The sequence below is a fragment of the Actinoplanes sp. M2I2 genome, assembly GCF_023544445.1.
GTDB lineage: Bacteria > Actinomycetota > Actinomycetes > Mycobacteriales > Micromonosporaceae > Actinoplanes.
Genome location: NZ_JALPVJ010000007.1, coordinates 52731 through 64376 on the forward strand (window position 1 = coordinate 52731; position 11646 = coordinate 64376).

Annotated in this window: 8 protein-coding genes and 1 pseudogene; 4 read left to right on the forward strand and 5 right to left on the reverse strand. The window is 73.2% G+C overall.

The genetic code is table 11. The features are described 5' to 3' along the window. Nucleotides 1-43: 43 nt before the first annotated feature. Both HJC40_RS46130 and HJC40_RS14725 read right to left on the reverse strand, forming a co-directional pair. Complete coding sequence (locus HJC40_RS46130) at nt 44-1237, reverse strand: class F sortase (protein WP_250001650.1); 1194 nt, start codon at nt 1235-1237, stop codon at nt 44-46. A gap of 9 nt (nt 1238-1246) precedes the next feature. Further along, nucleotides 1247-2095: a DUF4397 domain-containing protein gene (locus HJC40_RS14725; protein WP_250001651.1), complete on the reverse strand. Its 849-nt coding sequence runs from the start codon at nt 2093-2095 to the stop codon at nt 1247-1249. A 185-nt stretch (nt 2096-2280) separates the two neighbouring features. On the opposite strand from HJC40_RS14725, the gene HJC40_RS14730 reads away from it, so the two are divergent. Next, the gene (locus tag HJC40_RS14730) at nt 2281-6822 is read left to right on the forward strand and encodes an ATP-dependent helicase (RefSeq protein WP_250001652.1); all 4542 of its coding nucleotides are present in this window, start codon (nt 2281-2283) and stop codon (nt 6820-6822) included. 224 nt (nt 6823-7046) lie between these two features. Here HJC40_RS14730 and HJC40_RS14735 read toward each other — a convergent pair whose 3' ends face one another. Continuing rightward, nucleotides 7047-7922 carry a hypothetical protein gene (locus HJC40_RS14735; RefSeq protein WP_250001653.1) on the reverse strand — a complete coding sequence of 292 codons (876 nt, stop codon included), beginning with the start codon at nt 7920-7922 and terminating at the stop codon, nt 7047-7049. Nucleotides 7923-8195: 273 nt separating this feature from the next. On the opposite strand from HJC40_RS14735, the pseudogene HJC40_RS46605 reads away from it, so the two are divergent. Next, nucleotides 8196-8630: pseudogene (locus HJC40_RS46605) on the forward strand (hypothetical protein); the annotation flags it as partial. 70 nt (nt 8631-8700) lie between these two features. Further along, nucleotides 8701-8988 carry a hypothetical protein gene (locus HJC40_RS14740; RefSeq protein ID WP_250001654.1) on the forward strand — a complete coding sequence of 96 codons (288 nt, stop codon included), beginning with the start codon at nt 8701-8703 and terminating at the stop codon, nt 8986-8988. A gap of 150 nt (nt 8989-9138) precedes the next feature. Here HJC40_RS14740 and HJC40_RS14745 read toward each other — a convergent pair whose 3' ends face one another. Next, nucleotides 9139-10065, reverse strand: a complete 927-nt coding sequence (locus HJC40_RS14745; protein WP_250001655.1) for an LLM class F420-dependent oxidoreductase — start codon at nt 10063-10065, stop codon at nt 9139-9141. Nucleotides 10066-10149: 84 nt separating this feature from the next. Here HJC40_RS14745 and HJC40_RS14750 point away from each other — a divergent pair, with 84 nt between their 5' ends. Continuing rightward, on the forward strand, nt 10150-10941 hold the full coding sequence (locus HJC40_RS14750) for an S-adenosyl-l-methionine hydroxide adenosyltransferase family protein (protein ID WP_250001656.1): 792 nt from the start codon (nt 10150-10152) through the stop codon (nt 10939-10941). Here HJC40_RS14750 and HJC40_RS14755 read toward each other — a convergent pair. Beyond that, entirely contained in the window at nt 10931-11641 is a 711-nt protein-coding gene (locus HJC40_RS14755; RefSeq protein WP_250001657.1) for a hemerythrin domain-containing protein, read from the reverse strand. The genes HJC40_RS14750 and HJC40_RS14755 overlap by 11 nt on opposite strands. Nucleotides 11642-11646 lie beyond the last annotated feature (5 nt).

The following is an 11646-nucleotide window of genomic DNA, read 5'->3' on the forward strand; positions in this document are numbered from 1 at the left end:
CGGTCTCAACCATAATTGGGCCTGCCTGCCAGTGGAATGACGATCACCCGGCCACCGCGTAGACCACGAGGTTGTCACGGTAGGACCGCAGTGAACGGTCGAACACCCCACCACACGTGATGAGCCGCAACTGGCGGTCCGGCGTCGGGCCGTACACCTCGTCGGTCGGGAATTCGGACTTGGGATACCAGCGGATTGCCGTGACGGTGAAACTCACGGTCGCGCCGCCCCGGACGACGTCGATGCGGTCGCCGGCGGCGAGCTCGCGAAGCCGGAAGAAGACCGCGGGACCCGATTTCGAGTCGACATGGCCGGCGATGACGGCCGGCCCGGTGTCGCCGGGCGCGGTGCCGCCGGCGTACCAGCCGGCCTTGGCGAAGACCTTGGGCGGCTGCAGGGCTCCGTCGCCGCCGATCTGCAAGGTCTCCAGCGGGGTGTCGACCTTGATGGCACCGGCCCGGAGGCGGGTCGGCGGGCCGGTCGGGGCGGCCGCGACGTTGCCGAACGGGTCACCCGCGGGCCGTTCGGCGCCGGGCCCGGCGCTGCCGGCCGGCGCGCCACCCGCGACCGGGGCGGTGGTGCTCTCGGCCGTCGCGCCCCAGCGGCCCAGGTCGCTCAGCGGCCGGTCGCTGACGGCGAGATAGCCGGTGCCGGCGACGAACGCGGCCACCAGGGCGGCGGCAACCGGCAGCACGGCCCGGCGACCCAACCCCTTTTTCGGTACGGGGTCGGGGCCGTCCTTCGACAGCTGGTCGGAGGCCGGGTCGACAGCACCGGGCACGGGGGAAGGAGCGTCCATGATCACAGGGTGTTCGGAGCCGTCGACCGGATGGATGGGGCCGATTTCCGGCTCGTCGCCGCCGGCTCCCTCGCGCCCGCCGGCGGCGTGAGCGAATTGTCCGGAGTCGGTGGGAACCGCCGTCCGCAGAGGCGGCGTGGGACGGGCCGCGTCCGGGGTGGGAAAGACCCGGCGGGGAAAGGGGGCGGCCGCCTGGCCCAGCCGCAGAGAACGGCTAGGCCTGGGCCGTGGGAGGGAGAGAGCACCGGGAACGAGGGCGCGGGCCCGGACGGGGCCGGGCTTGACCACCTTGGCCACGCCCCGCGCGACCCAGCCGAGCCCCTCCTGCTCGTGGGCCGCGCCCGCCCGCGGCAGCCCCTCGACCGTCCTCGCCGCGCGAGCCGCCGGACCGACCGGCACGCGGACGATCAGCGGGGTGTCGCTGTCCTCGGCCGCCACCGACGATCCTCAGGCCGTGCGGAGCCGGCGACGGAGGGCAATGACGAGACCTCCGGTGAGGAGCGCGGCCGCGGCGGCCGTCACAAGAATGCCGGTGAGCGGCGACTCCGGGCTGGTGCCGCCCACGCCGGTGGCGACGCTGCCCAGCGGCACCGTGCCCTGACGCTCGGCGTCCACGTGCAACTCGGTCTTGAGCCCACCGGCGTCGTCGTCGAGCACCACGAGCGAATAGACGCTTCCCGGGCCCATGGTGCACTGCAGCTCGCTGGTGCGGCCCCCGCCGGTCGGCTTGACCTCGACGTTCCACGTGCCCGGCCTGACCTCGCGATAGGCCGTCGTCGTGGCGAACTCGACGCCGTCGGCGATCGTGGTGCCGTTCTTGCCGGCGACATCCAGCACCGGCGCCTTGACCGAGGCCTGGATGATGCGCACCTTGGACTTGCCGGGGTCGGGCAGGCGCAGGTCGTCCTGGAGAACGCGCAGGCCCAGGTCGGCGAAACGGCCCACTCCGGCCACGGTGTAGGCGTCCTTGTCGGCCACCGAGACCTCGGTCGTGATCACCGGTTTCTCGCTCGCAGGAGCGCCGGCCTTGCGCATCGCCACCTGATAGGTGCCGACCGGGAGACGCAGATAACGGGACATGTCACCATAGGCAACAGCCCGGAAGACCTGCGGCTCGACGCCGCCGGAATCCGCCTTGAGGTAGACGTCGACCGCGGGGGTGTCGGGTGAGAGGTGCGCGAGACGCACGTAGCCGTCACCGGCCGCGGCGTGGGCGGGGGTCGCACCGAGGGCAACGATCGTCAGCGCCGCCACGAGGGCGGCGAGGCGCCGCAGCTGTCGGACCGGAACGGACACGGAGCCTCCTTCGTCGATGAAGCTCATACGTTTCGAGTGGCGCCCATGTGTATATCCACCCGTCACTCGATCGCACCATGGTCCGGCACGTCAAGAAAAACCGCTGGGTGGCCGTCCGACCCGTACCCGGATGACCAATACGCGGGTATTCAGTTTTTGTCATACCCGCGAGGGAGCATGGTGAGGTGCGAGAAGTCTTGGAGCAGTTCGGGCCGGCCACGCGAGAGTGGTTCACCGCGGCGTTCGCCGAGCCCACCGCCGCGCAGGCCGGCGCGTGGCGGGCGGTCGGCGCCGGGCGCAACGCGCTCGTGGTCGCTCCGACCGGCTCCGGCAAGACGCTGGCCGCGTTCCTCTGGTCGCTCGACCGGCTGGCCCGCGAGCCCCTCCCCGAGGATCCGAAACGCCGGTGCCGGGTCCTCTACGTCAGCCCGCTCAAGGCCCTCGCGGTCGACGTCGAGCGCAACCTGCGCGCCCCGCTCACCGGCATCCGCCAGGCCGCCGGCCGCCTCGGGATCGCCCCGCCCGACATCACGGTCTCGATGCGCACCGGCGACACCCCGGCCGACGAGCGGCGCCTGTTCACCCGGACGCCGCCCGACATCCTGATCACCACTCCCGAGTCGCTGTTCCTGCTCCTCACGTCGGCCGCGCGCGATTCGCTGCGCGGGGTCGAGACGGTGATCATCGACGAGGTGCACGCGGTCGCCGCCACCAAGCGCGGCGCCCACCTGGCCCTCTCCCTCGAGCGGCTCGACGGGTTGCTCGGCCGGCCGGCTCAGCGCATCGGCCTGTCCGCGACGGTCCGCCCGATCGACGAGACGGCCCGCTTCCTCGGCGGCGCCCACGACGTCGAGATCGTCCAGCCGCCCAGCAGCAAGACCATCGAGGTCTCCGTCGAGGTCCCGGTCGAGGACATGACCCGCCTCGACGAGGTGCCCGACGTCAACCCCGACGACCCGGGCGCCGGCCGCAACACGCCCTCGATCTGGCCCGCGGTCGAGGAGCGGGTGCTCGACCTCATCGAGGGCCACCGGTCGACGATCGTCTTCACCAACTCCCGGCGCGGCGCCGAGCGGCTCTGCGCCCGCATCAACGAGCTGGCCGCCGAGCGCGCCGGCACCGAGACGGCCGAGCCGGCCCGGCCGCCCGCCCAGATGATGGCCCAGGCCGGGCAGTCCGGCGGGGCGCCACCGGTCGTCGCCCGCGCCCACCACGGCAGCGTCTCCCGCGAGGAGCGCAAACAGATCGAGGAGGCGCTGAAATCGGGCCTCCTGCCGGCCGTGGTCGCCACCTCGAGCCTCGAGCTGGGCATCGACATGGGCGCGGTCGACCTGGTGGTGCAGATCGAGGCGCCGCCGTCGGTCGCGGCCGGTCTGCAGCGCATCGGCCGGGCCGGGCACCAGGTCGGCGCGGTGTCCCGGGGCGTCGTCTTCCCCAAGCACCGGGGCGACCTGGTCTCGTGTGCCGTGGTGGCCGACCGGATGAGCGCCGGCGCGATCGAGGAGCTGCGCTACCCGCGCAACCCGCTCGACGTGCTGGCGCAGCAGATCGTCGCCATGGTGTCGCTCGACGCCTGGCAGGTCGACGAGCTGGCCGCCCTCGTGCGCCGGGCCGCGCCGTTCGCCGAGCTGCCCGAGTCGGCCCTGCACGCCGTGCTCGACATGCTCTCCGGCCGCTACCCGTCGACCGCCTTCGCCGAGCTGCGCCCCCGCCTGGTGTGGGACCGCGGCACCGACGAGCTGACCGGCCGCCCCGGCGCCCAGCGCCTCGCCGTCACCAGCGGCGGCACCATTCCCGACCGCGGCATGTTCGGCGTGTTCCTGGCCGGCTCGGAACGCGCGTCGCGGGTCGGCGAGCTCGACGAGGAGATGGTCTACGAGTCCCGCGTCGGCGACGTGTTCCTGCTCGGCTCCACGTCGTGGCGGATCGAGGACATCACACCCGACCGGGTGCTGGTCTCGCCCGCGCCCGGCGCCCCGGCCAAGATGCCGTTCTGGAAGGGCGACTCCCCCGGCCGGCCGATCGAGTTGGGCCGGGCCATCGGGGCGCAGTTGCGCTCGCTGACCCGCGCGGACGACGAGAAGGCCACGGCCACCCTGCGCGCGACCGGGCTCGACGAGTGGGCCGCCGGCAACCTCATGGCGTACCTGCGTGAGCAGCGCGAGGCGACCCGCAACCTGCCCGACGACCGGACGGTGCTGGTCGAACGATTCCGTGACGAGCTGGGCGACTGGCGCCTGACCGTCCACTGTGTGCTCGGTGCCCGGGTCAACGCGCCCTGGGCGCTCGCGATCGCGCGGCGGCTCTCCGAGCGCTACGGGGTCGACGGCCAGGTCATGCCGTCCGACGACGGCATCGTGGTGCGTCTGCCCGACACCGCCGAGGAGCCGCCCGGCGCCGACCTGGTCGCCTTCGACCCGGAGGAGATCGCGCAGCTGGTCGAGGAGTCGGTCGGCACCTCGGCGCTGTTCGCGTCCCGTTTCCGCGAGTGCGCCGCCCGGTCGCTGCTGCTGCCCCGCCGCGACCCGCGCCGCCGCCAGCCGCTCTGGCAGCAACGGCAACGCTCGGCCCAACTGCTCGACGTGGCCCGCGAGTTCGCCGACTTCCCGGTCACGCTCGAGGCGGCCCGCGAGTGCCTGCAGGACGTGTTCGACCTGCCCGGCCTGACCGGGCTGATGCGCGAGATCGCCGGTCGCAAGGTGCGCCTGATCGAGGTCGAGACGCCCCGGCCCTCGCCGTTCGCCCGTTCCCTGCTGTTCGGTTATGTGGGCGCCTTCCTGTACGAGGGCGACGCGCCCCTGGCCGAGCGGCGCGCCGCCGCCCTCGCGCTCGACGCGACCCTGCTGGGCGAGTTGCTCGGCCGGGTCGACCTGCGCGAGCTGCTCGACCCCGACGTGGTGACCGAGACCGAGTCCCAGCTCCAGTGGCTGACCACCCAGCGCCGGCCGCGCGACGCCGAGGACGCGGCCGAGCTGCTCCGCCTGCTCGGCGACCTGTCCCCGGCCGACCTCGCCGCGCGCGAGGTCGACGAGGCGTGGCTGTCCACGTTGGAGGCCTCACGACGGGCCATCCGCATCCGGGTGGCCGGCGAGGAGCGGTGGATCGGCATCGACGACGCCGGCCGCTACCGCGACGCGCTCGGGGTGGCGCTGCCGGTCGGCATCCCGCTGGCCTACCTGGAATCGGTCGCCGACCCGCTGGGCGACCTGGTGGCCCGCTACGCCCGCACCCATGGCCCGTTCGCGGCGGCGACCTGCGCGGCTCGGTTCGGGCTCGGGGTCTTCGTGGTCGAGCAGACCCTCAAGCGGCTCGGCGCGACCGGGCGCGTCGCGTCGGGCGAGTTCTCCCCCGGCGGCGCGGGCACCGAGTGGTGCGACGCCGAGGTGCTGCGCATGCTGCGGCGCCGGTCGCTGGCCGCGCTGCGCCGCGAGATCGAGCCGGTGCCGCCGCGGGTGCTGGCCGCCTTCCTGCCGCGGTGGCACCAGATCGGCGGCAACGCCCGCGGCATCGACGCGCTGGCCGCCTCGATCGAGCAGTTGCAGGGCATCGCCGTGCCCGCCTCGGCCTGGGAGAGGCTGGTGCTGTCGGCCCGGGTGGCCGATTACACCCCGCCCATGCTCGACGAGATGAGCAGCGGCGGCGAGGTGCTCTGGGCCGGCTCGGGGTCGATCGGCGGCCACGACGGATGGGTCACCCTGGCCTACGCGGACAGCGCTCCCCTGCTGCTGCCCCCGCCCGACGACGAGTTCGCCGCGACGCCGCTGCACCAGTCGGTGCTCGACGCGCTCGACGCCGGCCAGGCGTTGTTCTTCCGGGCCCTGTCCGACCGGGTCGGCTCGACCGACGACACCGCGCTGGCCGCCGTGGTGTGGGATCTGGTCTGGGCCGGTCACCTGACCAACGACACGCTGGCACCGTTGCGGGCGCTGCTCGGCGGCAGTGGCGCCCACCGGGCCAAGGCCGCCCCGGCCCGCACCCGCTACCGGCGTCCCGGCCGAGCGGCGATGCTGTCCCGCAGCGGACCGTCCACCATGGCCGGTCGCTGGTCACGCCTGCCGGCTCGCGACCTCGACCCGACCCGCCGGGCCGCCGCCCTGGCCGACCTGCTGCTCGAACGTCACGGCGTGGTCACCCGCGGCGCGGTCATGTCCGAGGGCCCGGTCGGCGGCTTCGCCGGGGTCTACCCCGTCCTGGGCGCCCTCGAGGAACGCGGCGCCGCCCGGCGGGGCTACTTCGTCGAGGGTCTGGGGGCGGCCCAGTTCGCCGTGCCGGGCGCCGTCGACCGCCTGCGCGCCCTGGCCGAGCCGGCCGAGCTGGCCAAGCGCACCGCCACCACGGCCGTCGTGCTGGCCGCGACCGACCCGGCGAACCCCTACGGCGCGGCACTGCCCTGGCCCGACCGCATCATCGACAGCGGCGACGGCGAGCCGGTCGCCAAGGCCGGCCACCGGGCGGGCCGCAAGGCGGGTGCCCTGGTGGTCCTGGTCTCCGGCGACCTGATCCTCTACGTCGAACGCGGCGGCCGCACGCTGCTGTCCTTCGTGGACGATCCGGAGGCGTTGATCGCCGCCGGTCAGGCGCTCGCGGGTTCGGTGCGTTCGGGCGCCCTGGGCGCCATGTCGGTCGAACGCGCCGACGGCGAGTCGGTGCACGGCTCACCCCTGAGCGAGGCGCTGACGCAGGCCGGCTTCCGAGCCACCCCGAGGGGGTTGCGCCTGCGCGGATGACGCCGCCCACGCGGACGACTACGCCCGCGCGGACGCTGCGCCTGCGCGGCGACTGCAGTTGCGCGAATGACTGCGCCTGCGCGGCGACTGCAGTTGCGCGAATGACTGCGCCTGCGCGGCGACTGCAGTTGCGCGAATGACTGCGCCTGCGCGGCGACTGCAGTTGCGCGAATGACTGCCCCTGCGCGGATGGCCCTGCCCGCGTTTGCGGGCGGTGTGCGACGTCAGGTTGGTTGATCGGGGTGGAGTCCGTCGGTCAGTTCGCGGTAGGCGTCCAGCACGGAACGGGTGCGGTCGGCCAGGTCGGCGGCGGGATCGGCCGGGGGCAGCACCTGCAGGTCGGTCGGGGCCAACGTCTCCTGGGCGGCGCGGATGGCCCGGCGCATCTCGTCCTCACGGATGAAGTCGCGGCTTGCCTGTTCGGCCCGGCGCAGGCTCGACCCGCGCCGGGCCAGCTCGATCTCGAGGTGGGCGAGGGCCTGCTCGGTGGCCTGCAGATGGGTGCGCAACTCCAGGGCCGTCTCGTCGGACGGCGACTGGGCGGCGAAATCCGGGCGCCGCAGATCGGCCAGCACGAGGGCGAGCCGCTGGCGGCGGGCCAGCAGACCGGAGATCTCCCACAGCGCGTCGGCCAGCATCGCCTCGGCCTCGGCCGTGTCGATCAGGGAGCCGAGGTGGGGCCAGGTCCGGCTGACCGAGTCGGCGAGGGCGATGGCCTCGTCGAAGGCGGCCCGCTCGGCGGGCGCGATGAGCATGCGAGGCTCGACCGAGGCCGGGCGGGCTCGTTTCGCCCGCCGGCGACGGCTGATGGCCGGCTCCACGTAGGCCGCACCGAAGAAGGTCGCCGCGGCCACCAGGACCCCGATCTCGGGTGCTCCCAGCACGGCGACGAGTCCGCCGGCGACCAGCGGCGGCAGGACGAGCCACCCCGTGGTGCGGGGCTCTTCAAGTTCGTCGGCCTTGCGCGTGCGCGGAACCGTCGCCTCGACGAGCGCCGACCAGGGGTGCTGGATGAGGCGGGCCCCGTCCAGGCTCAGCCGCTCCCGGGACACCACGGTGGCAACCTGATCCCGCGCGACGTAGAGCCGCGACCCCGTCACCCTGCCTCCCCGTCCCGTTCGAACCGAAGGATAGGCCACCCCGCGCCGGCCCGCCGTCCACCATTCGACCGACGATCATGGACAGCACGGCATCCTGGCGGACGCCGGACGCCGGACGCCGGACGTCCGGGCTGCCCGACCGCACGGCCGGAGAAGTTTCGGTGAGGACGATCCGCAGACGCTCCGGGCGGCCCACAACCTCAGCGACAAGCAACAAGCGATCGGCGACAAGCGACCGGCGGCTGCCCGCTCGCGAAACAGCAGCTCGCTGCCCCGGCCCGGGCCGCACCGGCGGTGCTGGACGTGCTCCGCGAGCACGCCCGGCACGCCTACTGGGTCGAACCCGTGCTGGTCGGGAAGGTGGCCTTCCGGAACAGGACCCCTGATCACCGGCTACGCCACCCCTCCTCGCGAGGCGCGCCGCACCGACCGGTCCCCAGCGTCGGTGCGGCGCGTTCCCGAGCCCGTTGCGCCACCGCCGCCCGGGGAAAGTCGTCGGGGCGATGCAGTTCCATGTCAAGTGTCTCTGGTCAAGGTCGGCCATTTGGCTGGGGCGTTGTCAACGATTTCGGGACCGGCCGCCAAGAGTTGATCTGGATAGACACCGGGGCGACAGCCCATGAGGGACGCAGCCAAGGTACGGCCAAAAGGGCCAATAAGATGATCCTGGGATGGTTTTCGCAGGCCACTGAGCATCGACGACCGTAAGGTCGGCGCGCCGGGTGTGCAATGCCCTGGCCGGCCATTTCGTGACGGAGGCGCGGCGGTGGGATTAGCCATGTATGTCGAGAACCAGGTGCACGAGCAACGCTATGCCGGCACGGAAGCGGGCTCCTCGCTGGAACGCCTGGTGGCGGCCAGCGACCGGGAGCGGCACCACCTGGTGTCGAGGATCGATGCCTACGGCGACACCATGATCAACCTGATCCAGCTGCCGCAGCTGACCGCGGAGCTGGACGAGATCGCGAGCCGCAATCCGGAGCTCCGGGTCGACGTGCAGGCGCTGGGGGCGCTCATCGAGGAGGCGACCCGGGCGCGCGGATATCTCTGGGTCTCAGGTGACTGAGTAGAGCCTGCGGCTGATGGCGCAACCACCGACGGGGCGGCGGGACGCCGCCGTCTCTCAGACGGCCCGACGCCGTGGGGTACGCGCCCCGGCCGGGCTACGCGAACCGCCGGCGGGTGTGCCGGCGCGGGCGGGAGGCCGGGCGGGAGATCAGAGCTGCGGGGCCACCGCGGAGGCCACCAGCTCGACGTGGTCCAGGTCGCTCAGGTCGAGCACCTGCAGGAACAGGCGCGTGGCGCCGGCCTCGGCGTACTGCTTGATGATGTCGACGACCTGGTCGGGGGTGCCGACGATGCCGCCGTTCTCGCGCATCTCGTCCACCTCGCGGCCGATGGCGGCGGCTCGGCGGCGCAGTTCGGCGTCGTCCCGGCCGACGCAGAGCACCGCCGCGGCCGAGAACTCCGGCAGGTTCGTCCGGCCGATGGCGGCGCTCGCCGCTCGTACCCGCTCGAAGGACGGGGCCACGTCTTCGACCTTGACGAAGGCGATGTTGAACTCGTCGGCGTAGCGGGCGGCCAGCGCCGGGGTCCGCTTCTTGCCGTGTCCGCCGACGATGACCGGCGGGCGGGGCGACTGCGCCGGCTTGGGCAGCGCCGGGGAGTCGGTGAGCTGGTAGAACTTGCCCTGGAACTGGTAGGTCTGGCCGGGCGGCGTCGCCCACAGGCCGGTGATGATCTCGAGCTGTTCCTCGAGCCGGTCGAAACGCTCGCCGAGCGGGGGGAACGGGATGCCGTAGGCGGTGTGCTCGGCCTCGAACCAGCCGCCGCCGAGCCCGAACTCGATGCGGCCGCCGCTCATCTGGTCGGCCTGGGCGACGGCGACGGCCAGCGGGCCGGGCAGCCGGAAGGTGGCCGAGGTGACCAGCGTGCCGAGCCGGATGCGGGAGGTCTGCACGGCCAGCGCGGCCAGCGTCAGCCAGGCGTCGCTCGGGCCGGGCAGCCCGTCGCCGCCCATGGTGAGGAAGTGGTCGGAACGGAAGAAACCGTCGTAGCCGCTGGCCTCGGCGGCCTGCGCGAGCCGGCGCAGGTCGTCGTGGCTGGCCCCTTGCTGGGGCTCGGTGAAGATCACGAGACGCATGCGTCAACCCTGCCAGATCACGCCCGGCGCGCCCCGGGGAACCTGCCGCACACGATCCGTAGCAAGGCAGTAACGTTTCTCACCATGGCCGGGTATGAATGGATCAGCTTCACGACCGACTACGGAACGTTCGACGGCTTCGTCGCGGCGTGTCACGGGTCGATCGCTCGCATCGCTCCGCAGGTACGCGTCATCGACGTCACGCATCACGTGCCGCCGGCCGATGTGGCCCGCGGCGCCGCCGTGCTGGCGCAGACCGCGCCGTACCTGCCGCCGAGCGTGCATGTCGCGGTGGTCGACCCGGGCGTGGGCACGGCCCGGCGCGGCGTCGTCCTCAGCACGCCGGGCGGACTGCTCGTCGGTCCGGACAACGGCCTGCTCATCTGGGCCGCCGAGGCGCTGGGGGGCATTGAGGCGGCGCACGAGTTGTCCAGCGAGAAGTGGTTCCCGAGCAACGTCTCGAGCACCTTCCACGGGCGTGACATCTTCGCGCCGGCCGCCGCGCGTCTGGCCGGGGGCGCCGACCTGACCGACGCCGGCCCGGCGATCGACCGCGACACCCTCGTACGCCTGCCCGACCCGGTCGTCACGGTCGGCGACGGCTGGCTCGAGGCCGAAGTACTCACCGTCGACCGGTTCGGCAACGTGCAGCTGGCGGCCGGCGGCGAGACCCTGCGCGGCCTGGGCAACGAGCTCATGATCAACGGCATGGTCAGCGCCCGCCGCGGCGCCACGTTCGCCGATGTCGGCCTGGGTGACCTGCTGGTCTTCGAGGACTCGGCCGGGCACGTGGCCATCGCCGTCAACAACGGCCGCGCGGTGGTCGTGCTCTCCGTGCAGCCGGGCGACATCGTCAAGCTGACCGTCAGGCAGTAGCCCGGATCCTGTCCCGGGAAGCGGCGTAGACCCGGTCACCGGCCAGCCGCCACAACACCCGGGCCGGGACGGGCAGCTCGGCCAGGAAGCGCTTCTTCTCGGCCGGCGTCGCCTCCTCGAGGATCGCCCCGAGGAAGACCAGCGCCATCTTTCCCTTGGGCAGGACCTCCTTGCCGCGATCCCCGACCGCGCGCCACTCGGCCGGGGTGAGGTGCTGCTCGACGATCGGCAGCACCTCGCGCTCCTCGTCGGCCAGGTGCTCCTCCAGGGCCACCGACGCCCGGGCGAGCACGTCGGCCAGGGCGTCGCGGTCGTCGGCGCGCGCCTCGGCCCGCCAGCGCGGCAGGATCGCGTCGATGCGGGCCAGCGGCTCGTGCAGCCGCTCGTGCTGGGCCTCCATGCGGTTGATCAGGTCGGCGTGCATCCGGGCCCGGTCGAGCAGCAGCGGCCAGACCAGCTCGTCCTCGGCCGTGTGGTGATGGTGCAGCCCGGAGGCCACGTTGGCCAGATGCAGCCCGAGCACCTCGGCGCGGGCGGTGTGGCCGGGCGCGACGGCGCGGATCAGCGCGGGCAGGATGCGGAACTCGCGCCGGAAGACCCGGTGGACCACCAGCATGTCCCAGGTGTCGGTGCGCTCAGCCGGGTGCGGAGAAGCGGGCGCGGAATCGGTGTTCGGCGGAGTGGAACGCGCGGAAGTCATGACCC